Origin of the sequence: Streptomyces gamaensis (genome assembly GCF_042656465.1) — a bacterium.
Lineage (GTDB): Bacteria > Actinomycetota > Actinomycetes > Streptomycetales > Streptomycetaceae > Streptomyces > Streptomyces gamaensis.
Genome location: NZ_JBHSPB010000041.1, coordinates 1 through 23,754 on the forward strand (window position 1 = coordinate 1; position 23,754 = coordinate 23,754).

17 protein-coding genes, 2 rRNA genes and 1 pseudogene are annotated in these 23,754 nt (G+C 74.1%); 16 read left to right on the top strand and 4 right to left on the bottom strand.

Features of this window, described 5'->3' with window-relative positions:
- The 3 genes from ACFP1Z_RS32950 to ACFP1Z_RS32965 all read left to right on the top strand — a co-directional run.
- Positions 1-115, top strand: a 23S ribosomal RNA gene (locus ACFP1Z_RS32950); the annotation flags it as partial.
- 96 nt (positions 116-211) lie between these two features.
- Positions 212-328 (top strand): 5S ribosomal RNA (gene rrf / locus ACFP1Z_RS32955).
- Between the two features lie 1,314 nt (positions 329-1,642).
- Entirely contained in the window at positions 1,643-2,383 is a 741-nt protein-coding gene (locus tag ACFP1Z_RS32965) for a tetratricopeptide repeat protein (RefSeq protein ID WP_390321685.1), read from the top strand.
- Positions 2,384-2,455: 72 nt separating this feature from the next.
- Here the strand turns inward: ACFP1Z_RS32965 and ACFP1Z_RS32970 are convergent, their stop codons facing one another.
- On the bottom strand, positions 2,456-3,736 hold the full coding sequence (locus tag ACFP1Z_RS32970; protein WP_390321650.1) for a DUF1015 domain-containing protein: 1,281 nt from the start codon (positions 3,734-3,736) through the stop codon (positions 2,456-2,458).
- Between the two features lie 86 nt (positions 3,737-3,822).
- Between ACFP1Z_RS32970 and ACFP1Z_RS32975 the strand changes: the two genes are divergently transcribed.
- Positions 3,823-4,851 carry an HAD hydrolase-like protein gene (locus tag ACFP1Z_RS32975; protein ID WP_390321652.1) on the top strand — a complete coding sequence of 343 codons (1,029 nt, stop codon included), beginning with the start codon at positions 3,823-3,825 and terminating at the stop codon, positions 4,849-4,851.
- A 62-nt stretch (positions 4,852-4,913) separates the two neighbouring features.
- Here the strand turns inward: ACFP1Z_RS32975 and ACFP1Z_RS32980 are convergent, their stop codons facing one another.
- Positions 4,914-5,261 carry a sterol-binding protein gene (locus ACFP1Z_RS32980; RefSeq protein ID WP_390321655.1) on the bottom strand — a complete coding sequence of 116 codons (348 nt, stop codon included), beginning with the start codon at positions 5,259-5,261 and terminating at the stop codon, positions 4,914-4,916.
- Between the two features lie 67 nt (positions 5,262-5,328).
- On the opposite strand from ACFP1Z_RS32980, the gene ACFP1Z_RS32985 reads away from it, so the two are divergent.
- From ACFP1Z_RS32985 to ACFP1Z_RS33005, 5 genes are all read left to right on the top strand, one after another.
- Positions 5,329-5,616, top strand: coding sequence for a hypothetical protein (locus ACFP1Z_RS32985; RefSeq protein WP_390321658.1), 288 nt, complete (start codon positions 5,329-5,331; stop codon positions 5,614-5,616).
- Positions 5,617-5,629: 13 nt separating this feature from the next.
- Positions 5,630-6,445, top strand: a complete 816-nt coding sequence (locus ACFP1Z_RS32990) for a TlyA family RNA methyltransferase (RefSeq protein ID WP_390321688.1) — start codon at positions 5,630-5,632, stop codon at positions 6,443-6,445.
- Positions 6,442-7,413 (top strand): NAD kinase, encoded by a 972-nt coding sequence (locus tag ACFP1Z_RS32995; RefSeq protein ID WP_390321661.1) that lies wholly within the window; start codon positions 6,442-6,444, stop codon positions 7,411-7,413. Before ACFP1Z_RS32990 ends, ACFP1Z_RS32995 begins: the two co-directional genes overlap by 4 nt.
- A gap of 188 nt (positions 7,414-7,601) precedes the next feature.
- Positions 7,602-9,344, top strand: coding sequence for a DNA repair protein RecN (recN, locus tag ACFP1Z_RS33000; RefSeq protein WP_390321664.1), 1,743 nt, complete (start codon positions 7,602-7,604; stop codon positions 9,342-9,344).
- Positions 9,345-9,546: 202 nt separating this feature from the next.
- Entirely contained in the window at positions 9,547-10,659 is a 1,113-nt protein-coding gene (locus ACFP1Z_RS33005; RefSeq protein ID WP_390321666.1) for a glycosyltransferase family 4 protein, read from the top strand.
- A 27-nt stretch (positions 10,660-10,686) separates the two neighbouring features.
- Here the strand turns inward: ACFP1Z_RS33005 and ACFP1Z_RS33010 are convergent, their stop codons facing one another.
- Positions 10,687-12,342, bottom strand: coding sequence for a PucR family transcriptional regulator (locus ACFP1Z_RS33010; RefSeq protein WP_390321668.1), 1,656 nt, complete (start codon positions 12,340-12,342; stop codon positions 10,687-10,689).
- An 81-nt stretch (positions 12,343-12,423) separates the two neighbouring features.
- Here ACFP1Z_RS33010 and ACFP1Z_RS33015 point away from each other — a divergent pair, with 81 nt between their 5' ends.
- Positions 12,424-13,755: an MFS transporter gene (locus ACFP1Z_RS33015; RefSeq protein ID WP_390321671.1), complete on the top strand. Its 1,332-nt coding sequence runs from the start codon at positions 12,424-12,426 to the stop codon at positions 13,753-13,755.
- Here ACFP1Z_RS33015 and ACFP1Z_RS33020 read toward each other — a convergent pair.
- Positions 13,727-15,529, bottom strand: coding sequence for a glycoside hydrolase family 15 protein (locus ACFP1Z_RS33020; protein ID WP_390321674.1), 1,803 nt, complete (start codon positions 15,527-15,529; stop codon positions 13,727-13,729). The two genes, ACFP1Z_RS33015 and ACFP1Z_RS33020, sit on opposite strands and share 29 nt — an antisense overlap.
- 418 nt (positions 15,530-15,947) lie before the next feature.
- Between ACFP1Z_RS33020 and ACFP1Z_RS33025 the strand changes: the two genes are divergently transcribed.
- From ACFP1Z_RS33025 to ACFP1Z_RS33050, 6 genes and pseudogenes are all read left to right on the top strand, one after another.
- On the top strand, positions 15,948-17,615 hold the full coding sequence (locus ACFP1Z_RS33025; RefSeq protein WP_390321676.1) for a CTP synthase: 1,668 nt from the start codon (positions 15,948-15,950) through the stop codon (positions 17,613-17,615).
- Positions 17,616-17,694: 79 nt separating this feature from the next.
- Positions 17,695-18,339 carry an NUDIX domain-containing protein gene (locus ACFP1Z_RS33030; protein ID WP_390321679.1) on the top strand — a complete coding sequence of 215 codons (645 nt, stop codon included), beginning with the start codon at positions 17,695-17,697 and terminating at the stop codon, positions 18,337-18,339.
- Positions 18,340-18,513: 174 nt separating this feature from the next.
- The gene (locus ACFP1Z_RS33035) at positions 18,514-20,718 is read left to right on the top strand and encodes a tetratricopeptide repeat protein (protein ID WP_390321681.1); all 2,205 of its coding nucleotides are present in this window, start codon (positions 18,514-18,516) and stop codon (positions 20,716-20,718) included.
- Positions 20,719-20,914: 196 nt separating this feature from the next.
- Positions 20,915-22,030: an alanine dehydrogenase gene (gene ald / locus ACFP1Z_RS33040; RefSeq protein ID WP_390321690.1), complete on the top strand. Its 1,116-nt coding sequence runs from the start codon at positions 20,915-20,917 to the stop codon at positions 22,028-22,030.
- Positions 22,031-22,373: 343 nt separating this feature from the next.
- Positions 22,374-23,495: a ParA family protein gene (locus ACFP1Z_RS33045; RefSeq protein ID WP_390321683.1), complete on the top strand. Its 1,122-nt coding sequence runs from the start codon at positions 22,374-22,376 to the stop codon at positions 23,493-23,495.
- Positions 23,480-23,754: pseudogene (locus tag ACFP1Z_RS33050) on the top strand (hypothetical protein); the annotation flags it as partial. The gene ACFP1Z_RS33045 and the pseudogene ACFP1Z_RS33050, both read left to right, overlap by 16 nt.

The window sequence follows — 23,754 nt, forward strand, 5'->3', positions numbered from 1 at the left end:
TCCCACCCACTTGATGGGGTAAGGCTCCCAGTAGACGACTGGGTTGATAGGCCGGATATGGAAGCATCGTAAGGTGTGGAGTTGACCGGTACTAATAGGCCGAGGGCTTGTCCTCAGTTGCTCGCGTCCACTGTGTGGTTCCCGGGTTGCGAACAGTCGCACCGGAGCCACTAACTGAAGAGTGTGCTTGTTCGCTAGAACCCTTTAGGGTTTCGGTGGTCATAGCGTTAGGGAAACGCCCGGTTACATTCCGAACCCGGAAGCTAAGCCTTTCAGCGCCGATGGTACTGCATGGGGGACCGTGTGGGAGAGTAGGACACCGCCGAACAATTATTCAGGACCCTCGGTCCCAGCGTGCAGCTGGGACCGAGGGTCCTTTTTGTATTTGCCTCGATATCTGCCTCGTTATTTGTCGAAGCGCGCCGGTCCGTCGGCTGCGCGAGAATGACTGCGGTACCTCAAGACAGGAGTCACGTCGATGTCCAGCAACTCTCCCGGCGATCGCTCGGGTGGCGAGCGCGGCGGTTTCCGCCGCGGCGACCGGCCGGCATACCGGCGTGACGACCGCGGGCCGCGCCGCGATGACGACCGTGGTGGCTTCCGGCGTGACGACCGGGACCGTGGCGGTTTCCGCCGTGACGACCGGCGCGATGACCGACGTGACGAGCGGCGTGATGGGCGTCGTGAGGACCGTCCGGGGTTCCGTCGGGACGACCGGGACCGTGGTGGGTTCGACCGTCCGCGTCGTGACGACGAGCGCGGCGGGTACCGGGGCGGCCGCGACGACCGCCGTGACGAGCGGCCGTCCTTCCGGCGTGACGACCGGGACCGTGGTGGATTCCGTCGGGACGACCGCCGCGACGACCGTTCCGGCTTCCGTCGTGACGACCGTGGTGGGTTCGACCGTCCGCGTCGTGACGACGACCGTGGCGGCTTCCGCCGCGATGACCGGGGCGGCTACGACCGCCCGCGTGGCCCGCGCCGTGACGACGAGCGGGGCGGCTTCCGCCGCGACGACCGCCGTGACGAGCGGCCGTCCTTCCCGCGTGACGACCGCGCCCCGCGCCGCGATGACGAGCGTGGTGGCTTCCGGCGTGACGACCGGGGCGGCTACGACCGTTCCCGGGGCTTCCGCCGTGACGACCGGCCGTCGTACCCGCGTGACGAGCGTGCCCCGCGCCGTGACGACGAGCGTGGTGGCTTCCGGCGTGACGACCGGGACCGTGGCGGTTTCCGCCGTGACGACCGGCGCGATGACCGTCGTGACGAGCGGCGTGATGGGCGTCGTGAGGACCGTCCGGGGTTCCGTCGGGACGACCGGGACCGTGGTGGGTTCGACCGTCCCCGCCGCGACGACGACCGTTCCGGCTTCCGCCGGGACGACCGCGGGCCGCGCCGCGACGACGAGCGTGGCGGGTACCGGGGCGGCCGCGAGGACCGCCGCGACGACCGTGGTCCGCGCCGTGCCTTCCGCGACGACCGGCAGGGCGGCGGCCGCCGCGGGCGCGACGACCGTTCCCGTGGCTACGGGCGCCGTGACGACCGTGACCGGAACCGTGGCGAGCGGGAGTCGGTCAAGCGGCTGCCGATCCCCGAGGAGGTCACCGGCGAGGAGATCGACAAGGACGTCCGGCAGGAGCTGATGAGCCTGCCCAAGGGCCTGGCCGAGGAGGTCGCGCGCAACCTCGTCATGGTCGCGCGCCTGCTCGACGAGGACGCGGAGCAGGCGTACGCCTACGCGCGCATCGCGCTGCGGCTCGCCTCGCGTGTGGCCGCCGTGCGCGAGGCCGCCGGCTTCGCCTCGTACGCCACCGGCAAGTACGCCGAGGCCCTCGCGGAGTTCCGGGCCGCGCGCCGGATGACCGGCTCGGTCGAGCTGTGGCCCGTCATGGCCGACTGCGAGCGTGGCATGGGCCGTCCGGAGCGGGCGCTGGCCATGGCCGGTGAGCCGGAGGTGCACAAGCTCGACAAGGCCGGCCAGGTCGAGATGCGGCTGGTGGCCGCCGGCGCCCGCCGGGACATGGACCAGGCCGAGGCGGCGGTCGTGACGCTGCAGAGCCCCGAGCTGGCCTCCAACTCGGTGCAGCCGTGGACCGCGCGGCTGCGGTACGCCTACGCCGACGCGCTGCTCGCCTCCGGGCGTGAGACCGAGGCCCGCGAGTGGTTCGCCAAGGCTCTGGAGGCCGACCAGGGCGGGCAGACCAACGCCTCCGACCGGCTCGCGGAGCTCGACGGCATCGAGTTCACCGACGCCCTCGACGAGGACGGGGCGGACAGCGGCGACAGCCACGGTGAGCAGGCCGACGACGCCGACAAGGCCGGCGACAAGGGCAGCGCCAAGGATGCCGACAAGGACGCCGGCAAGGACAGCGACCAGAGCTGAGCCGACGTGCTGAGAGGGCGGAACCCGGATCCCGGGTTCCGCCCTCTCCCGTTGTCCCGTTGTGGCGGTGCGTCAGTTCAGGGCCAGGCTGCGCAGGACCAGGCCCGTGGCCGGCTTGGGGCCGAAGGAGGTGGACTTGCGCGGCATCGTGACGCCCTGTTCGGCGAGTTCGCGCACCACGTCCTCGGACACCGGGTGCATCAGCACGGCCGTACCGCCGTGGCGTTCGGCCTGCTGGACGGCTGCCTCGGTGTCGTGGATGTAGCCGATGTGCTCCGGGTCGTCCGGTACCCGCCAGATGTGCTCCAGGAGCACGGAGTGCAGGACCGTGGGGTCGAGACCGCGCCACGCCCGCGGGCGGTCCTGCGGCAGCAGCCGCTCCAGGAGGGCGGGGTCCGGGCGGTCCAGGAGGTGGAAGCCGCCGTCACCGGCGAGCACGAACGCGTTCCCCGGGCTCTCCGACGCCTTGGCCAGGGCGTCCAGGGCTGTCTCCAGGGGGCCGTCCACGGCCCGTACCCGGAAGGCGTCCCCGACGGCGGCGAGGGCGTCGGCGAGCGGCAGCCGGTGCAGCAGCCGGTGGATGGCCCGGACGCGCAGCGGGTAGCGGGCGGTGTCCACGAGCAGCACGAGGCCGAAGTCCCAGGGGCCCGGGCCCGGTTGCTCGGCGCGCAGCCGCTGATAGGTGGCCCAGCGGTGGTGGCCGTCGGCGATCAGGGCCCGCTGCCCGGCGAGGTCCTCCCCGATGCGGTCCAGGTCGGCGGGGTCGGTGACGGCCCACAGCCGGTGCGCGTAGCCGTCCTCGGTGGTGGTGGACAGCAGCGGTTCGCGGCCGGTGACGCGGTCCACGACGGCGGCGGCCCCGGAGGAGGTGCCGTCGCCGCGGTAGGCGAACAGCAGGGGTTCGAGATTGGCGCCGGTGTCGCGCATCAGCGCGGCGCGGTCCTCGACGATGTGCGGCATGACGTCCTCGTGGGGCAGCACCACGCCCTCCTCGCGGGGGCTCACCCGCAGGGCGCCGATCAGCCCGCGCTGGAGTATCCCGCCGCCGCGCTGCTCGTAGACGTACAGCGCGGGCCGCTCGTCGGGGGCGAGGACGCCCTCGGCCTGCCAGCGGCGCAGGGTCTCGGCGGCCTGCCGGTGCCGTTCGGCGGCGGTGGCGGCCTGGGGGAGGATGAGACGGACGATGTTGTACGGGTCCGCGGTCTCCAGGTGACGCAGTCCGTCGGGCCGCACCACCACGTCGTACGGTGGGGACGTCACGGCGGCGAGGCTGCCCACCCGCTCGGGGACGTAGCGCAGCCCTCGGAAGGGGGCGAGACGAAGCCCCTGCCTTGCGTGGCCTGGAGTGCTCATTGGGAAATGCTATGTCTCACGGCCCGATGAGCAATGGGTGCGCGGCCGCCGCTATGGAGACTTGGAACACAGGGAGCGACCCGAGCATGAACCAGACCGTCCGGAACCGGCCCGACGGCAGCAAGCGGCAGCTCAGCAAGGCCTACGACACGGCGCTGCTGGACCTCGACGGTGTGGTGTACGCGGGCGGCGAGGCCATCGCGCACGCCGTCGAGTCCCTGGGCGCCGCCCGTGACGGCGGGATGCACCTCGCCTACGTCACCAACAACGCGGCCCGCACCCCGCAGACGGTTGCCGGGCACCTGACGCGGCTGGGCATCCCCGCCGAGCCGGCGGACGTCATCACCTCCGCGCAGGCCGTGGCCCGGCTGATGTCCGACCAACTTCCCCCCGGCGCCCGCGTGTTGGTGATCGGCGCGGAGGGGCTGCGGGTGGCCGTGGCCGAGCGGGGGCTGGTGCCGGTGGAGTCCGCCGACGACGACCCGGCCGCGGTGGTCCAGGGCTACGGCGGGCCGGACATGCCCTGGTCGCGGCTGATGGAGGCGTCGTACGCGGTGGCCCGGGGTCTGCCGTGGTTCGTCTCCAACACCGATCTGACGATCCCCAGCGCGCGCGGCATCGCGCCGGGCAACGGCTCCGCGGTGGAGGTCGTGCGGATAGCGACCGGCGGGCAGCCGCAGGTGGCGGGCAAGCCGCTGCCGCCGATGCACCGCGAGACGATCCTGCGGACGGGCGCGGAGCGGCCGTTGGTGGTCGGCGACCGGCTCGACACCGACATCGAGGGCGCCTACGCGGGCGGCGTCGACTCGCTGCTCGTCCTGACCGGGGTGACCACGCCCGCGCGGCTGCTCGCCGCCGGTCCGCGGCACCGGCCGGCCTACGTGGGCCGTGATCTGCGCACCCTGCTGGAGTCCCAGCCCGAGGTCGAGGCCGTGGCCGGCGGTTTCCGCTGCGGCGGCTGGACGGCCGGGGCGGGCACCGAGGAGCTCACCCTGGAGGGCGCGGGCGACCCGGTCGACGGGCTGCGGGCGCTGTGCGGCGCCGCGTGGACGCGGGCCGACGAGGGCGAGTGCGCGCTGGACGCGGGGAAGGCCCTGGCGCGGCTGGGGCTGTGACCCCGGCACCACCGGCGGCCACGGGCCGGGTACGGACGCGCGCCCGTACCCGGCCCGCGCCGTCACAGCAGGGACCGCAGGCGCAGGACGTCGCGCAGGCTCGCCTGGACCCTGACCCGGCCCGAGGCCCACGCCCTGGCGAAGTTCAGCCGGCCGTCCACCAGGCCCACCAGGTCGTCGCCGGTCATCGTCAGGGCGATCTCCGCGCGCCGCTCCGGGGTACCCGGCTCCGTACGGACGTCCTGGATGCGGCCGCCTCGGAGATGGCCCGTGAACGTCACGTCGAGATCGGTGATGTGACAGCTCAGGGAGCGGTCCGGCGCGGCCGCGTCGCGCAGCTCGCCGCTCGCGCCCGCGAGGCTCTCCGCCAGCCGGTCCAGTGCGCCCCTGCACTCCTCGATGGTCGCCATTGGACGGACGCTACCCCACTGGTCGGCGTGCGCCGCACAGACACCGGCACGGGGTAGCGTCGGTGCCATGAGCGAACCGATGACCGAGGCCGAGGACCCGGCGGACCCCACAGCCCTCGCGGCGGGCCCGGAATCGCCGGCTCCGCTGGGGGTCGAGCGCGTCCCCACCGGCGAGCCCGCCGTGGACGCGCGGCTCGACCGGCTGGCGGACGCCGACCACCTCGCCGCGAGCGGTCACCTGGAGGTGTACGAGGATGTACACCGGGGCCTGCGCGAGGTGCTGACCGCGCTCGACCGGCGCCCCGGACCGCCCGCGCCCTCCGGGGCCCCCGCCCCGTACGACACCAGGAGCTGAACCACCCGTGGCAGTGACCCGCCCGCGACGCGCCCGACTCGACGCCGAACTCGTGCGCCGCAAACTGGCCCGCTCCCGCGAGCACGCGAGCCAGCTCATCGCCGCGGGCCGGGTGACCGTCGGCGGCGCCGTCGCGACCAAGCCCGCCACCCAGGTGGAGACCAGCGCCGCCGTCGTCGTCACGCAGGACGACAGCGACCCCGACTACGTCTCGCGCGGTGGCCACAAGCTCGCGGGCGCGCTCGCCGCGTTCGTCCCGCTGGGCCTGAAGGTCGAGGGACGGCGGGCGCTGGACGCCGGGGCCTCCACCGGCGGCTTCACCGACGTGCTGCTGCGCGCGGGCGCCGCCCACGTCGTCGCCGTGGACGTCGGCTACGGGCAGCTGGCCTGGTCGCTGCAGAGCGACGAGCGCGTCACCGTCAAGGACCGTACGAACGTCCGCGAGTTGACGCTGGAGCACCTCGACGGGCAGCCCGTCGACCTGGTCGTCGGCGACCTGTCGTTCATCCCGCTCGGCCTGGTGCTGCCCGCGCTCGTGCGCTGCGCCGCGCCCGACGCCGACCTGGTGCTGATGGTCAAGCCGCAGTTCGAGGTCGGCAAGGAGCGGCTCGGCAGCGGCGGCGTGGTGCGCAGTGCGCAGCTGCGCGCCGAGGCCGTGCGCGCGGTCGGCGCGCAGGCCGCCGAACTGGGCCTGGGTGTCCTGGGCGTCACCGCGAGCCCGCTGCCGGGTCCCTCGGGCAACGTCGAGTACTTTCTGTGGCTGCGCGCCGGTGCGCCCGACCTGGACCCGGCGGATGTCGACCGTGCAGTGGCGGAGGGGCCCCGTTGACCACTTCAGAAGCAGCGTCCCAGCAGCAGGCAGCACCGACCGCGCCGCAGGCGGAACGCGGCGGGACGAGCGGCCGCACCGTCTTCCTCCTCGCGCACACGGGCCGGCCCGCGGCGATCCGCAGCGCCGAACTCGTCGTGCAGGGGCTGCTGCGCTGCGGCATCGGCGTGCGGGTGCTCGCCGAGGAGGCCGCCGACCTGCCGCTGCCGGACTCGGCGGAACGCGTCGAGGCCGGACCCGGCCGGCCCGACGTGCTGGAGGGCTGCGAACTGCTGGTCGTCCTCGGCGGCGACGGGACGCTGCTGCGCGGCGCCGAGTTCGCCCGCCGGTCCGGGGTGCCCATGCTCGGCGTCAACCTCGGCCGGGTCGGGTTCCTCGCCGAGGCCGAACGCGACGACCTCGACAAGGTCGTCGACCGGGTCGTGACCCGCGCCTACGAGGTCGAGGAACGCATGACCCTCGACGTGCTGGTCCGCAACGACGGGCACGTCGTGCACACCGACTGGGCGCTGAACGAGGCGTCCGTGGAGAAGGCCGCGCGCGAGCGGCTGCTGGAGGTCGTCACCGAGGTCGACGGGCGGCCCGTCTCCCGCTTCGGCGGCGACGGCGTCGTGTGCGCCACCCCGACCGGTTCGACCGCGTACGCCTTCTCGGCGGGCGGGCCCGTGGTGTGGCCGGAGGTCGAGGCGCTGCTGATGGTGCCGATCTCCGCGCACGCCTTGTTCGCGAAGCCGCTGGTGACGGCGCCGGATTCGGTGCTGGCGGTGGAGGTGCAGCCGCAGACGCCGAACGGGGTGCTGTGGTGCGACGGGCGGCGCACGGTGGAGCTGCCGGCGGGGGCGCGGGTGGAGGTGCGGAGGGGGGCGATTCCGGTGCGGTTGGCTCGGCTGCATCATGCGTCTTTCACTGACCGGTTGGTCGCGAAGTTTGCGCTGCCTGTTGCGGGGTGGCGGGGGGCGCCGCACTAGGTGCGGGGCTGGTGTGCGCTCGCGGGTGCGGGTCCGTGGGACGTTTGTGCCCACCCTCCCCCAGAGGGGGTACCCCCAGCCCTGCGGAACGACTGCCCACAAACGGCGGGGTGCGACTGCCCACAAACGCTGCGGTACGACTGCCCACAAACGTGGGTGGGCGTCGCCAGGTGGGGGGTGGACCTCGTATGGTCGTACCCGTGTTGGAGGAGATGCGGATCCGGTCCCTGGGTGTCATTGATGACGCGGTGGTCGAACTGTCGCCCGGGTTCACCGCGGTGACCGGTGAGACCGGGGCCGGCAAGACCATGGTCGTCACCAGCCTCGGGCTGCTGCTCGGCGGGCGCGCCGACCCCGCGCTGGTGCGGATCGGCGCCAGGTCCGCGGTCGTCGAGGGACGGCTCGTCGTCGACCGGGCCTCGCCCGCGGCCGTACGGGCCGAGGAGGCCGGCGCCGAACTCGACGACGGCGCCCTGCTCATCAGCCGCACCCTCTCCGCCGAGGGCCGCTCGCGCGCCCACCTCGGCGGGCGCGGTGTGCCCGTGGGGCTGCTCGGGGAGCTGGCCGAGGAGCTCGTCGCGGTCCACGGCCAGACCGACCAGCAGGGACTGCTGCGTCCCGCCCGGCAGCGGCAGGCCCTCGACCGGTACGCCGGGGACGCGGTGTCCGTGCCACTGGCCAAGTACGCGGCCGCCTACCGGCGGATGCGCGCGGTCGAGGAGGAGCTGACCGAGCTGACCACGCGGGCCCGCGAGCGCGCGCAGGAAGCCGATCTGCTGCGCTTCGGCCTCGACGAGGTCGCCGCCGTCGAACCGCGCCCCGGCGAGGACGCCGAACTCGCCGCCGAGGCCGGCCGGCTGGGCCACGCCGAGGCCCTCGCCTCCGCGGCGGCCGCCGCGCACGCCGCCCTCGCCGGCAACCCCGAGGACCCCGAGGGCATCGACGCCGCCATCCTCGTCGCCGGCGCCCATCGCGCGGTGGAGGGCGTACGCTCCCACGACCCGGCGCTCGCCGCGCTCGCCGACCGGATCGGCGAGATCGGCATCCTCCTGGCCGATGTGGCGGGGGAGTTGGCGGGCTACACCTCCGACCTCGACGCCGACCCGCTGCGGCTCGCCGCCGTCGAGGAGCGCCGTGCCGCGCTGAACCAGCTGACCCGCAAGTACGGCGAGGACATCGGCGCCGTGCTCGCCTGGGCCGAGCAGGGCGCCGCCCGCCTCGCCGAACTCGACTCCGACGACGACCGCATCGGTGAACTGGCCGCCGAGCGCGAGGCGTTGCGCGCCGAGCTCGGTGGCCTCGCGCAGGCGCTCACCGACGCGCGCACCGAGGCCGCCCGGCGGTTCGCCGACGCCGTCACCGCCGAGCTTGCCGAGCTCGCCATGCCGCACGCCCGGGTCTCCTTCGCCGTCCGGCAGACCGAGGCCGAGGACGGTATCGAGGTGGGCGGGCGCCGGGTCGGCTACGGGCCGTACGGAGCCGACGAGGTCGAGCTGTTCCTCGCCCCGCACCCCGGGGCCCAGCCGCGGCCCATCGCCAAGGGCGCCTCGGGCGGTGAGCTCTCGCGGGTCATGCTCGCCGTCGAGGTGGTCTTCGCGGGCGCCGACCCCGTGCCCACGTACCTCTTCGACGAGGTCGACGCGGGTGTCGGCGGCAGGGCGGCCGTCGAGGTCGGCCGGCGGCTGGCCCGGCTCGCCCGCAGCGCGCAGGTCGTCGTCGTCACGCACCTGCCGCAGGTCGCCGCGTTCGCCGACCGCCACCTGGTGGTGGAGAAGACCCACGACGGCTCCGTGACCCGCTCGTGCGTCCAGGCCATGGAGGGCGAGGACCGGGTCCGGGAGCTGTCGCGGATGCTCGCGGGGCAGGAGGACTCGCAGCTGGCGCGGGCCCACGCCGAGGAACTGCTCGCGCTGGCCGCCACCGCTTCCTGAGAGAGGGCTTCCGGGGCGGACAGGAGCCGCCGCCAACTCACCTGTGTGAGTGAACTCTTGGATATACGGGCGAGGTGGGGCGGTCAATCCGCGAGACGGTGGTCCCGGGTTGTCCGTTCGCACTGGCATCCTGGCTGTGCCGTACGTCCTGTGCCGTACGCCGCCGCCCCACCGCCGTCGCCGGAACAGGAGCTCCTCCCGCGTGAGCAGCACACCCGCCCCGCCGCCCGGAGAGCCGCCCCTGCACGCCGTGCACGTGCTCGGCAGCGCCTCCGGGGGCGGGGCGGCGGTGCGCTCGCTCGCGGCCGGACTCGTCGCGCGCGGTCTGCGGGTGACGGTGTGCGCGCCCCGGCCGGCGGGGGAGGAGTGCGACTTCACCGGCGCGGGCGCCTCCTTCGCCCCGCTGTGGCCGCCCGCCGACGCCCTCGCCGTCGCCGGCATCCGCGCCGCCAGCTCCGGCGCCGACGTGGTGCACGCGCACGGGCTGAGGCCGGGGGCCCTGGCCGCGCTCGCGCTGCGCGGACGCCCCACGCCCCTGGTCGTCACCTGGCAGCCGCGCGGCCGCCCGGCCGGCGCGCGGGAGAGGTTCACGGCGCTGCTGGAGCGGCGGGTCGCCCGGGCCGCCGCCGTGGTGCTCGGCGCCACCTCCGACCTGGTCGACCGGGCCCGGCTGCGCGGCGCGCGGGACGCCCGGCTGGCGCCCGTCGCGGTGCCCGTCCCGCGCCCCGCCGCCGAGGACGACGAGGCGCGCCGGCACAAGACCCGCGCCGAACTCGGCGCGGTCGCCCGCCCGTTGCTGCTCGGCGCGGGCCCGCTGGAGCCGGACGAGGGCCACGGCACGCTTCTGGACGCCGCCCGCGACTGGCGCGCGCTCGACCCCGAACCCCTGCTGGTCGTCGCGGGCGAGGGGCGGGAGCGGGCACGCCTGCGGCGCCGCGTCGAGCTGGAGGAGCTGTCCGTGCGCCTGCTGGGCCGGCGCGACGACGTCCCCGAACTGCTCGCCGCCGCCGACGCCGTGATCACGCCGGGGCGCTGGGAGTCGGGCTTCCCGCTGGCGCAGCAGGCGCTGTCCGCGGGCGTGCCCCTCGTCGCGACGGCCGTCGGCGGGATTCCCGAACTCGTCGGCCCGGCCGCGGAACTCGTCCCGTACGGGGACGCGGGGGCGCTGTCCCGCGCCGTGGCCCGGCTGCTGACCGAGCCGGGCCGCAGCGAGCGGCTCGTGGCGCGAGGGCTCGCGCAGGCGGCGACCTGGCCCAGCGAGGACGACGCGGTCGCGCATGTCCTGAGCGTCTACGACGAGTTGGCGCGGCGCTGACGGCACGCGGGCGGCGGAACCCGGCGGTCAGCCTCCCGCCGAGGTCGCGTGCCGCCGCGCCCGCAGCGCCAGGGTCACCGCCAGCACCGTGTCCGGGTCCTCCAGGTCCGTACCCAGCAGCCGGGTCACGCGCGCCAGGCGGTCGTAGAGCGTCTGGCGGTTCAGGTGCAGGGCCCGGGCCGTCTCCGCCTTGCGGCCCGCGTGGGCCAGATAGCACTCCAGGGTGGGGACGAGCGGCGGGCGCGCGGACGCGTCATGGGCCAGCAGCGGACCGATCACCCGGTCCACGAACGCCGCGAGGTCGCCCCGGTCGCGCAGCCGCCACAGCAGCACGTCGACGTCCAGACTCCGCACATCGTGCCAGGGCCGCTCCGGCAGCACCTGCGCCGCCGTGGCCGCCTCCGCGGCGTGCCGCAGCTCCGGGCCGGCCGTCTCCCACGCGACGGGGGAGCCGACCACCACGACCGGCCGCAGCACCCCGGCCCGCGGCACACCCGCGAGCGCGCCCAGCGCGGCACGCAGCGCCGCCGCCACCCGCTCGGCGACCGCGTCCCGCTCCGCGGCCTCCCGCAGCCCCACCAGCAGCGGAATACGGCCCTCCGGCAGCCGCACACCCAGCAGCACCGGCACCCCCGCCCCCGCCAGCTCCTCCCGCAGCGCGCAGACCAGGGCCGCCCGGCCGCTTGGCGGCACCGGCTCGTCCGGCAGCCGCAGCACCACCGGCAGCAGCGGCCCGGGACCCGGGCGGAAACCCAGGGCCCGGGCCTGCGCGGGCGCGTCCCCGGGCAGGACACGCCCCTCGGCGAGGCCGGAGAGGAAGTCGCCGCGCCCGCGCGCCGCCAGCTCCTCCTCCTGCCGGGCCTGCAACAGGACGACGGCCAGCAGCTCGGCCGTACGGTCGGCGGCGATGCGGTGCACGGGGGCGAGCGGCGTGTCGACGGGCAGCACCACCAGGCGGGCGCGCACCGCGTCCGGCCCCGGCCCCCCGCCGGGGACCTCGGCGAGCACACTGCCCTCGGGCTCCCGCGCGGCATGCGCCCGCAGCCCGTCCCACACCTGCAGCGGATCGGAGCCCGGCCGTCCGGCGGGCCCCGTCGCGTACAGCAGCCCGCCCTCGGCGGTCTCCAGGAAGACCGGATTGCCCGCGAAGTCCGCGAACAGCCGCAGGACTTCGGGGATTCCGCCCCCGCCCAGCAGCGCCCGCGTGCACTGCCCGTGCACCTCGTCGGCGCGCCGCAGCAGCGCGTAGTGCTCGTTGACCAGCTCGGTGTGGATCTCCTCGGTCACCGCCACGAACGGCACCTCGCGGTGCAGCTGCACCAGGGGCAGCCCGCACGAGCGCGCCCCCTCCACCAGCGCGTCCGGCAGCGCCGAGAAGCGGGCGCCGAGCTCCACGACGAGCGCCGCGACCCCCCGCCGGGCCAGCCCTCGCGCGAACGCCCGCTGCTCCGAGGGCCGGCTGCCCAGGCCGATGCCCGTGGTCAGCAGCAGCTCACCGCCCTTGAGGAGCGCGGCGATGTGCGGGGCCTCACCGGCGTGCACCCAGCGCAGCGGCCGGTGCAGCTCCTCGGCGCCGGCCACCACCTCGGGCAGCCCCTTGCGCAGCGCGGGCAGCTCCAGCGCCCGTGCCACGGTGATCGTGCCCTGCGTACTCTGCGGACCCTGCGGTTCCCTGGCCTTCATGGCCGAAAACTACTCGCCGGTCCGCCCGTTGGGCCACCGGGGGTCCGGACCGGCGGAGCCCGGAACCCTACGCTGTCGCGCATGACCGCAGCACCCGCATCCCCTCCCGGGCCCAACCCGCCCGGCACCAGCGGCATATCACCGCGGAACGAACCCGCCGGGCCCGACATAGCCGCCGTCCAGCGGCACACCGTCAAGGTGCTGATGGCCGCTCAGGTCGTCGCCGGTGTCGGCATGGGCTCGATGATCTCCTCGGGCGGGCTGCTGCTGGAGCACCTGACCGGCTCCGCCGCCACCGCCGGTCTCGCCAACACCCTCACCACGCTCGGCGCCGCGCTGCTGTCCGTCCCGCTCGCCGCGCTCTCCCGCTCCCGGGGCCGCCGCGCCGGGCTCGGCACCGGCTGGCTGATCGCGGCGGCGGGCGCCCTGACCGTACTGGCCGCGGCCGCCCTGCGGCTGCCCCCGCTGCTCCTGGCGGGCATGCTGCTCATCGGCTCCGGCACCGCCACCAATCTGCAGTCCCGCTACGCGGCCGCCGACCTCGCCGCCCCCGGGGGCCGGGCCCGGGCGCTCTCCCTCGTCGTGTGGTCCACCACCGTCGGCAGCGTACTCGGCCCCAACCTCAGCGGCCCCGGCGCCGTCCTCGCCCGCGCCCTCGAACTGCCCGGGACCGCCGGGACGTTCGTCTTCTCCGTGGCCGCCTTCGCCCTCGGCTGGGCCGTCGTCCACACCCGGCTGCGCCCCGACCCGCTGCTGCTGGCGGCCCGCCACGACGCCGCGGCCACCGGTACGGGCCGGGCCGCGCCGTCCTCCTTCGCTACCCGAACGAGGGGTGCCCTGCGCCGTGTCACGGCATCACCCTCGGCGCTGACCGGGCTCGTCGCGCTGGTCCTCGGGCACGCCGTGATGGTGTCCGTGATGACCATGACGCCCGTCCATCTCGCCCACCACGGCGCCTCGTTGAGCGTCGTCGGCCTCACCGTCAGCCTGCACATCGCGGGCATGTACGGGCTCTCGCCCCTGGTGGGCCGGGCCGCCGACCGGCTCGGCCGGATCCCGGTGATCCTCCTCGGCCAGGCCCTCTACGCCGCCGCGACGCTGCTCGCGGGCATGGCGGGCGGACGGCAGTGGATGGTGGCCACGGGGCTGTTCCTGCTCGGCCTGGGCTGGTCCTGCGCCACCGTGGCCGGCTCCACGCTGCTGAGCGAGTCCACGGACGCCGCCCACCGCTCCGCGGTGCAGGGCGTCTCCGACATGCTGATGAACCTCGTGGGAGCCGCCGGCGGCGCGCTCTCCGGAGGGCTCCTCGCCCTCGCCGGCTACGGCGGCCTGAACGCCGCCGCAGCCGTGCTCCTGGTGCCGGTCAGCGCGCTCGCGCTGTACCTCAGCCTCCGAACGCGCTGGAGGCGGTGAGCCGCAGCGCCGTGTCGATCAGCGGCACGTGGCTGAACGCCTGCGGGAAATTGCCCACTTGGCGCTGGAGCCGCGGATCCCACTCCTCCGCCAGCAGCCCCAGGTCGTTGCGCAGCGCCAGCAGCTTCTCGAACAGCTGGCGGGCCTCGTCGACCCGGCCGATCATCGCGAGGTCGTCCGCGAGCCAGAACGAGCAGGCCAGGAAGGCCCCTTCGTCGCCGGGCAGCCCGTCGACGCCCGCCTCGTCGCCCGTGGTCGGATAGCGCAGCACGAAACCGTCGGGCGTCGACAGCTCCCGCTGGATCGCCTCGATCGTGCCGATCACCCGCTTGTCGTCCGGCGGCAGGAAACCCACCTGCGGGATCAGCAGCAAGGAGGCGTCCAGCTCCGGGGAGCCGTAGGACTGCGTGAAGGTGTTGCGTTCCTTGTCGTAACCCTTCTCGCAGACATCCCGGTGGATGTCCTCGCGCAGCTCCCGCCAGCGCTCCAGCGGACCGTCCACCTCACCGGACTCGATCAGCTTGATCGTGCGGTCCACGGCCACCCAGGCCATCACCTTCGAGTGCACGAAGTGGCGGCGCGGGCCGCGCACCTCCCAGATGCCCTCGTCCGGCTCGTTCCAGTGGTCCTCCAGGTAGCCGATCAGCCGCAGCTGGAGCAGGCTCGCGTAGTCGTTGCGGGCCAGGCCCGTCATGTGCGCGAGGTGCAGCGCCTCGATGGTCTCCCCGTAGACGTCCAGCTGCAGCTGGTTGGCGGCGCCGTTGCCGATGCGCACCGGGCGGGAGTTCTCGTACCCCGGCAGCCACGGCAGCTCCGCCTCGCCCAGCTCCCGCTCGCCCGCGATCCCGTACATGATCTGCAGGTTCTCCGGGTCGCCGGCGACCGCGCGCAGCAGCCACTCGCGCCAGGCCCGCGCCTCCTCGCGGTAGCCGGTGCGCAGCAGCGAGGACAGGGTGATCGCCGCGTCCCGCAGCCACGTGAAGCGGTAGTCCCAGTTCCGCGATCCGCCGATGTCCTCCGGCAGGGAGGTCGTCGGCGCCGCGACGATCCCGCCCGTCGGCGCGTAGGTGAGCGCCTTGAGCGTGATCAGCGAGCGCACCACCGCGTCCCGGTAGGGGCCGTGGTACGTACAGTGCTCGACCCACTCCCGCCAGAACTCCTCCGTCGCCGCCAGCGAACCCTCCGGGTCCGGCAGCGCCGGCGGCTCCCGGTGCGAGGGCTGCCAGCTGATGGTGAACGCCACCCGCTCGCCGGGGGAGACGGTGAAGTCCGCGTACGTGGTCAGGTCCTTGCCGAAGGTGTCGGCCGTGGTGTCCAGCCACACCGAGTCCGGGCCGGCCACCGCCACCGTACGGTCGCCGACCTTGTGCACCCACGGCACCACCCGCCCGTAGGAGAAGCGCATCCGCAGTGCCGACCGCATCGGCACCCGGCCGCTGACGCCCTCCACGATCCGGATCAGCTGCGGCGCCCCGTCCCGCGGCGGCATGAAGTCGATCAGCCGGACCGTGCCGCGCGGGGTGTCCCACTCGGATTCGAGCACAAGGGAGTCCCCCCGGTAGCGGCGGCGGTCCGCGGGCGGCGGGGCCGCCCCCGAGGGGTGCGCCGGGCCGACGCGCCAGAAGCCGTGCTCCTCCGTGCCGAGCAGACCGGAGAACGCGGCATGGGAGTCGAAACGGGGGAGGCACAGCCAGTCGGCCGTGCCGTCCCGGCAGACAAGGGCGGCGGTCTGCATGTCGCCGATCAGTGCGTAGTCCTCGATACGCCCGGCCACGTCATCTCCAGTCGAACGGCCACGTGACCCCGTGGGGTCCTCTTGCGGTCAAGCGAGTCAAGCGATCTTTGACGAGCTCTTGTTCCGGAATGGGGGCACCTCCCGGACGAACGTCCGGGGGAGGGCGGGATGATGCCGTGCCGGCCGGCTCGCTGCGTGTGTCCGAGCAGAATACGACGCCGAGTTGGTGCGACGCGCGACGGTTGGGAGACGAATCTGAGCCGAATGGGTGGCCCTGTGACCACGCCGCCACGCAGGGCTGCCCCCGCGTCACCGGACGCGGCCGGCCCGGGGCGCTGATACCCTGGTACCCCGTGGACCGGTGGGCGCAAGACCCCCCAACCGCAGCGACGGCACCCCGGAAGACACCGGGCCATCGCCGACCCGCACCTCACCTCGCGACCACGGGAGCCCCCCTTTGGCCATTGCCGCAAAGCCCACGACGACCAAGCACCTCTTCGTCACGGGGGGTGTCGCCTCCTCGCTCGGCAAGGGGCTGACCGCCTCCAGCCTGGGTGCGCTGCTCAAGGCGCGGGGACTGCGGGTCACGATGCAGAAGCTCGACCCGTACCTCAACGTCGACCCGGGCACGATGAACCCCTTCCAGCACGGCGAGGTGTTCGTCACCAACGACGGCGCCGAGACCGACCTGGACATCGGCCACTACGAGCGGTTCCTGGACGTCGACCTCGACGGGTCCGCCAACGTCACCACCGGCCAGGTCTACTCCACCGTGATCGCCAAGGAGCGCCGCGGTGAGTACCTGGGCGACACCGTGCAGGTCATCCCGCACATCACCAACGAGATCAAGCACCGCATCCGCCGGATGGCCACCGACGACGTCGACGTCGTGATCACCGAGGTCGGCGGCACCGTCGGCGACATCGAATCGTTGCCGTTCCTGGAGACAGTCCGTCAGGTCCGGCACGAGGTCGGCCGCGACAACGTCTTCGTCGTGCACATCTCGCTGCTGCCCTACATCGGCCCCTCCGGCGAGCTGAAGACCAAGCCGACCCAGCACTCGGTCGCCGCCCTGCGCAACATCGGCATCCAGCCCGACGCCATCGTGCTGCGCGCCGACCGCGAGGTGCCCACCGCCATCAAGCGCAAGATCTCGCTGATGTGCGACGTGGACGAGGCCGCCGTCGTCGCCGCGATCGACGCCCCCTCCATCTACGACATCCCCAAGGTGCTGCACGCCGAGGGCCTGGACGCCTACGTCGTGCGCAAGCTGGACCTGCCGTTCCGCGATGTGAACTGGACCCAGTGGGAGGACCTGCTGGACCGCGTCCACAACCCCGACCACGAGGTCACCGTCGCGCTCGTCGGCAAGTACATCGACCTGCCCGACGCCTACCTGTCGGTGACCGAGGCCATCCGCGCCGGCGGCTTCGCCAACCGCGCCAAGGTCAAGGTCAAGTGGGTCGCCTCCGACGACTGCAAGACCCCGGCCGGCGCCGAGGCCCAGCTCGGCGACGTCGACGCCATCTGCGTCCCCGGCGGCTTCGGCGACCGCGGCGTCAACGGCAAGGTCGGCGCGATCACCTACGCCCGCGAGAACAGGATCCCGCTGCTGGGCCTGTGCCTGGGCCTGCAGTGCGTGGTCATCGAGGCCGCGCGCAACCTCGCGGGCATCGAGGGCGCCAACTCCACCGAGTTCGACCCGGCCACCGCCCACCCGGTGATCTCCACCATGGCCGAGCAGCTGGACATCGTCGCCGGCGAGGGCGACATGGGCGGAACGATGCGCCTGGGCATGTACCCGGCCAAGCTCGCCGAGGGCTCCATCGTGCGCGAGGTCTACGCGGGCAAGGAGTACGTCGAGGAGCGCCACCGCCACCGCTACGAGGTCAACAACGCCTACCGCGCGGAGCTGGAGAAGAAGGCCGGCGTCGTCTTCTCCGGCACCTCCCCGGACAACAAGCTCGTGGAGTACGTCGAGTACCCGCGCGACGTCCACCCCTACCTCGTCGCCACCCAGGCGCACCCGGAGCTGCGCTCCCGGCCGACCCGCCCGCACCCGCTCTTCGCGGGCCTGGTGAAGGCGGCCGTCCAGCGCAAGCAGGGCGCGCGTCAGCAGGGCTGACCGCATAGGTACGGTTGCCGGGGCAGGGGTCTCCTTTGGGATCCCTGCCCCGGTTATCTGTTTTGGGAGGTAATGCGACATGGGTGAGACGGTCCTCAGGGACACCGCCGAGGAGTGGCAGGTCACCGCGACCGAGACCCCCTTCACCGGCAACAAGACCAGCGTGCGCACCGACGAGGTCGTCATGCCCGACGGCTCCACCGTCAAGCGCGACTACCAGGTGCACCCCGGATCCGTGGCCGTCGTCGCCCTGGACGAGCAGGACCGGGTGCTGGTCGTCAACCAGTACCGGCACCCCGTGCGCCACAAGCTGTGGGAGATCCCGGCCGGGCTCCTCGACGTCCCCGGCGAGAACCCGCTGCACGCCGCCCAGCGCGAGCTGTACGAGGAGGCCCACGCCAAGGCCGAGGACTGGCGGGTGCTCACCGACGTCTACACCACCCCCGGCGGCTGCGACGAGGCCGTGCGCATCTTCCTGGCCCGCGGCGTCTCCGAGGTCGAGGGCGAGCGCTTCGAAGTGTCCGAGGAAGAGGCCGACATGGAGGTCGCACGCGTGCCGCTCGCCGACCTCGTGAAGGGTGTCCTCGCCGGCGACCTGCACAACAACTGCCTTGTCGTGGGCGTGCTCTCGCTCTCGGCGGCCCTCTCGGCCGGCGGCGGGTCCGGCCTCGACGCGCTGCGCCCGGCCGAAGCACCCTGGCCCGCGCGGCCGTTCGCGGCCTAGCGGGGCGGCCGCGTCCGTCGGACCGTCGGAAGAACCGAATAGGTGATCTTCGGCCGAGGTACCGCGGATCCCGGGGGACGGGGTCCGAGGTGAACTAGGCTCGTCGCGATCCCTGCCGCGGCCGCGGCAGGGCACGGGATGTCACGCGCACAGCGTGGACGGGAGGTGTGCCCCGTGGCGGAGCGGGCGGTGGGCCCCAGTGCGACGGCCGTCCCCCGGCCGGAGACCGGCGGACGGCACGCGCCCCCGGGACCCGTACCGCCCGGAAGGCCCGGCACCGGCGCCGCCGCGCCGGATCTGCCCGGCCCCTTCGTCGGGCGCCGCCGGGAGCTGGAGGAGCTGCGGGCCGACATCGTCAGCGCCGGGCTCGACACCCTCTCCGGCCGCAAACGGCCGCGCAGCCGGGTCCTGCTCATCGCCGGCCGGCCCGGCTCCGGCCGCACCGCGCTCGCCGGGGAGCTCGCCCGGCACCTCGCCGCCGACTACCCCGACGGCGTGCTGCGCGCCCGGCTCACCGAGGCCGACGGCGCGCCCGTCCCCACCGAACGCACCGCGCGGGCCCTGCTCGCCGCCCTCGGCGCGCCCGTGCCCGCCGGCGCGCGGGAGGACGAGCTGACCGAGGCGCTGCGCCGCGCCTTCCTCGGCCGGCGGGCCATGGTGATCCTCGACGACGCGGCGGGCGCCGAACAGGTCGACCCCCTGCTGCCCGACGAACCGGACTGCCTGGTCGTGGCCGTCTCACGGGGCCCGCTCACCGGCGTCCCCGACGTCAGGCCCTGCACGCTCGGCGGACTGGAGCCCGCCGCGGCCGTGGCCCTGCTGGAGCGCTACGCCGGGCCGACCCGGATCACCTGCGACCCGGTGGCCGCGAGCGCCCTGGGCGAGGAGTGCGGCGGACAGCCCGCCGCCCTCGTCCTCGTCGGCGGCGTTCTCGCCGCCCGCCCCAAGCTGTCCGTCCTCGACGTCGTGCGCAGAATGCGCGAACTGCCGCCCGCCGAGGGCTGCGGCAGCGCCGCCCTGCGGCCGCTCGCCCGGGCCTTCGCGCTCGCCCACGAGGACCTGGCGCCCCCCGCCGCCCGTATGCTGCGCCTGCTCGCGCTCGCCCCGGCCGGGCCCGCCGACGCCCACACCACGTCCGCGCTGGCCGGCTGCTCGGTGGCCGCCGCCCAGTCCGCGCTGGAGGACTTCGCCGCCCGCGGCCTGCTGCGCCCCGAGCCCGTCACCGGGCCGGTGCCGCCGCAGTACCGGGTGCCCGGCGCGCTCGCGCCGATGCTGCGCGCCCTGCTGGCCGCGCGGGAGCGGCCCGCCGAGATCGAGCTGGCCCGCGCCCGGATGCTGGAGCGGACCGTGCGGCAGCTGCACTCCTGCCGCGCCGCGACCGAGACCGGCGATCCGCTGACCCGCAAGCGGCTCGCGGAGCTGCCCAGGCCGCTGCGGTTCGACTCGCCGCAGGCCGCCGGGGAGTGGCTGCGCCGCCGGCTGCCCGCGCTGCTCGCGGCCGCCCGGCTCGCGGTCGCCGACGGGCGCCTCGACACCCTCGCCCGGCGGCTGGTCTCCGCGCTGACCCGGGCCCTGACGGCCCATCTGGGCGCCGAGGAGGCGGCCGCAGAGCTGTACGGGCTGCACCAGCTCGTCCTCGATGTGGCCGAGCGCTGCGAAATGCCGCTGGAGCGCTCCGCCGCCCTGCTCAACCTCGGCGACCTCGACGCCCGCGCCGGCCGGGTCCGGGCCGCCCTGGAGCGCTACCGCGAGGCCCTCGACGACGCCCGGCGGGCCGCCGACCCCTATGCCACCAGCCGCTCGCTGGAGTCCATCGCCGCCACCCACCACGAGCTCGGCGACTGGCAGCGGGCCGCCGACTGGTACCGGCGCGCCCTCGAACTGCGGCTGACACGGGGGGAGTTGGCCGACGAGGCGCGGGTGTACGGGCGGCTCGGCGCCGTGCACGGCTACGCGGGCCAGTGGACCGAGGCGCTGCGCGACTGGCGGGCCGCCGCGGCCGCCCACCGGCGGCTGCGGGACCTGCCCGGGCACGCGCGGGCGCTGAGCGAGGCCGCGCGGGCCCAGGAGTGCGCGGGCCGCCCGCGCGAGGCGGTCCGTACGTACCTGGAGGCGCTGGACAGCGCGCGGCAGTCCGGTGACGCGCGGCTGCAGGCGGCGCTCCGGCTGCGTCTCGCGGAGTCGCTGGAACGGCAGGGCGACTCCGTGGCCGCCGGCGGCCACCGCGCGGAGGCCGAGCGGCTGCTGGCGGGGCCGGGCGCGGCCGGCGCGGAGGCGGGGGAGGCCGCGGGGGCTGCGGGGGAGAGGGGGGCCGGGGGCTCGCGGGAGGCCTCTGCGACGGGGGAGCGGCTCGCGGGCGCGGTGGGCCAGGGGCAGTGACTCTGTGTACTCCACACACATCGAGGGTTACCTACGAAATCAGTGGCAGTTCACCTGAAGATTATTCGTTTGCAAGGCTAGACAGCGTGGGATCCTTCATTAGACTGGCCTCGCCGCGATCGCCGCGGTCTGCTCTGGTGTGCCCCGGCATATCCGGAATAACCTGTCATTCCCTGAATCAAGGACCGTGATCGACGTGAAGGTCGGCATCCCCCGCGAGGTCAAGAACAACGAGTTCCGCGTGGCCATCACGCCCGCCGGTGTGCACGAGCTCGTGCGCAACGGGCACCAGGTCTTCGTGGAGAAGGGGGCCGGCCTCGGCTCCTCGATCACCGACGGCGAGTACACCTCCGCGGGCGCGTCGATCCTCGACACGGCCGACGAGGTCTGGGCCACCGCCGATCTGCTGCTGAAGGTCAAGGAGCCGATCGCCGAGGAGTACCACCGGCTGCGCAAGGGCCAGACGCTCTTCACCTACCTGCACCTCGCCGCCTCCCGGGAGTGCACGGACGCGCTGCTGCAGTCCGGCACCACCGCGATCGCCTACGAGACCGTCGAGACCGCGAACCGCGCGCTGCCGCTGCTCGCCCCCATGTCCGAGGTCGCGGGCCGGCTGGCCCCGCAGGTCGGCGCGTACCACCTGATGCGCGCGGCGGGCGGCCGCGGCGTGCTGCCGGGCGGCGTCCCGGGTGTGGCGGCGGGCCGGGCCGTCGTCATCGGCGGCGGTGTCTCCGGCTGGAACGCCACCCAGATCGCCATCGGCATGGGCTTCCACGTGACCCTGCTCGACAAGGACATCAACAAGCTGCGCGAGGCCGACAAGGTCTTCGGCACCAAGGTGCAGACGATCGTCTCCAACGCCTACGAGCTGGAGAAGGCCGTCGTCGAGGCCGACCTCGTCATCGGCGCCGTGCTCATCCCGGGCGCCAAGGCCCCGAAGCTGGTCACCAACGAGCTCGTCGCCAAGATGAAGCCCGGAAGTGTACTTGTCGACATTGCGATCGATCAGGGCGGCTGCTTCGAGGACTCGCGTCCGACCACCCACGCCGAGCCGACCTTCACGGTCCACGACTCCGTGTTCTACTGCGTCGCCAACATGCCCGGCGCCGTCCCGAACACCTCCACCTACGCGCTGACCAACGCCACGCTGCCCTACATCGTGGAGCTGGCCAACCGCGGCTGGCAGGAGGCCCTGCTGCGCGACGCCGCGCTCGCCAAGGGTCTCAACACCCATGAGGGACAGGTCGTTTACGGCCCCGTCGCCGAGGCGCACGGCCTGCCGCACGTCGAACTGAGCTCCCTCCTGGGCTGAGTCCGCAGGCGCGACACACCGTCAGCACACACCCGGCCGGGCCTCGCCGAGCGAGGCCCGGCCGGGTGCTTCCGGCGCCGTCGACGGGCTGTTTCCGGCCCGATCTGCCGTCCCGTCAAACTTACGGGTTATGGGCCGCACACCCTTGACAGAAGGCTGTTCGATCGCCGACACATCGTGCCGTCTCCGGCGGATTGTGTTGCTGCGGACCGCCGACACGCCATAGAGTCGCCAACCGTCGGCATGGTGCAACGCTGACCTATCTAGATGTTTCCTGGTCACCAAGGAGGTAGGACGACTTGTGAATGAGTCGACATTTGCTCCCGGGGGTGGTCACCCAGGAATGTCTGCGCAGGGCCAGAGTCCCGTGGGACTCCACGCTGTCGGCTCCGTCGCTGTCCACACCTTCGCGGCACACCAGAACATCCCGACGACAGCCCCCCAGAGCATGGACGGCCATCACGTGAACGCCATGGCCGGCGACCGGGGCGGAACGGATCCCGCCCGGCTCGCCGACTACGAGGACGTGCCCGAGGGGCACTTCTACGACCCTGACGCCGAGTACGAGCCCGACCCGGAGTACGCGGCCACGCTCGCCCCCGACGCCGCCCGCCAACGGCGCGAGCGCATCGGCCCCACCGGACGCCCGCTGCCGTACTTCCCGATCCCCGGTCCGCTGACCGACCACGGCCCCGCGAAGATCATCGCGATGTGCAACCAGAAGGGCGGGGTCGGCAAGACCACCTCGACCATCAACCTGGGCGCCGCGCTCGCGGAGTACGGACGCCGGGTGCTGCTGGTCGACTTCGACCCGCAGGGCGCGCTCTCCGTCGGCCTCGGCGTCAATCCGATGGAGCTGGACCTGACGGTCTACAACCTGCTCATGGAGCGGGGCATGTCGGCCGACGAGGTGCTGCTGAAGACAGCCGTGCCCAACATGGACCTGCTGCCCAGCAACATCGACCTGTCGGCGGCCGAGGTCCAGCTCGTCAGCGAAGTGGCCCGGGAGTCCACCCTGCAGCGCGCCCTCAAGCCGCTGCTCTCGGACTACGACTACATCGTGATCGACTGTCAGCCCTCGCTCGGGCTGCTCACCGTCAACGCCCTGACCGCGGCGCACAAGGTGATCGTCCCGCTGGAGTGCGAGTTCTTCGCGCTGCGCGGCGTGGCCCTGCTCACCGAGACGATCGAGAAGGTCCAGGAGCGGCTCAACCCCGACCTGGAGCTGGACGGCATCCTGGCCACCATGTACGACTCGCGGACCGTGCACAGCCGCGAGGTCCTCGCACGCGTCGTGGAGGCCTTCGACGACCACGTCTACCACACGGTCATCGGCCGTACGGTCCGCTTCCCCGAGACCACCGTCGCGGGCGAGCCGATCACCACGTACGCCTCCAACTCCGTCGGCGCCGCCGCCTACCGTCAGCTCGCCAGGGAGGTGCTCGCCCGGTGTCACGCCGAGTGAGTCTGCCCGGCGCCGACGAACTGTTCCGCACCACCGGGGGAGCCGGGCTCCAGTCCTCCTCCCCGCGCCGGCAGGCGAACGGCGAGGCCGCCCCCCGCGTCCCCGGACCGGCCGCGGACCCCGACGCCGCCGAGGCCGGCGGGCCCGGCCCGGACGGCCGCGGCGGGCGGGCCACCGCCGGTGACGGCCGGGAGGCCACCGCGGAGCGGCGCCCCACCGCCGCCGCGGAGCGGACCCCGGCCGGGCGCGGCCCCGCGGC

Excerpts from the sequence above, each read along its gene's own strand:
- ACFP1Z_RS32965 (WP_390321685.1), top strand. The coding sequence starts at position 1,643 with ATGAGCCTGCCCAAGGGCCTGGCCGAGGAGGTCGCGCGCAACCTCGTC.
- ACFP1Z_RS32970 (WP_390321650.1), bottom strand. The coding sequence starts at position 3,736 with ATGAGCACTCCAGGCCACGCAAGGCAGGGGCTTCGTCTCGCCCCCTTC.
- ACFP1Z_RS32975 (WP_390321652.1), top strand. The coding sequence starts at position 3,823 with ATGAACCAGACCGTCCGGAACCGGCCCGACGGCAGCAAGCGGCAGCTC.
- ACFP1Z_RS32980 (WP_390321655.1), bottom strand. The coding sequence starts at position 5,261 with ATGGCGACCATCGAGGAGTGCAGGGGCGCACTGGACCGGCTGGCGGAG.
- ACFP1Z_RS32985 (WP_390321658.1), top strand. The coding sequence starts at position 5,329 with ATGAGCGAACCGATGACCGAGGCCGAGGACCCGGCGGACCCCACAGCC.
- recN (WP_390321664.1), top strand. The coding sequence starts at position 7,602 with ATGGTCGTACCCGTGTTGGAGGAGATGCGGATCCGGTCCCTGGGTGTC.
- ACFP1Z_RS33010 (WP_390321668.1), bottom strand. The coding sequence starts at position 12,342 with ATGAAGGCCAGGGAACCGCAGGGTCCGCAGAGTACGCAGGGCACGATC.
- ACFP1Z_RS33015 (WP_390321671.1), top strand. The coding sequence starts at position 12,424 with ATGACCGCAGCACCCGCATCCCCTCCCGGGCCCAACCCGCCCGGCACC.
- ACFP1Z_RS33030 (WP_390321679.1), top strand. The coding sequence starts at position 17,695 with ATGGGTGAGACGGTCCTCAGGGACACCGCCGAGGAGTGGCAGGTCACC.
- ACFP1Z_RS33045 (WP_390321683.1), top strand. The coding sequence starts at position 22,374 with ATGTCTGCGCAGGGCCAGAGTCCCGTGGGACTCCACGCTGTCGGCTCC.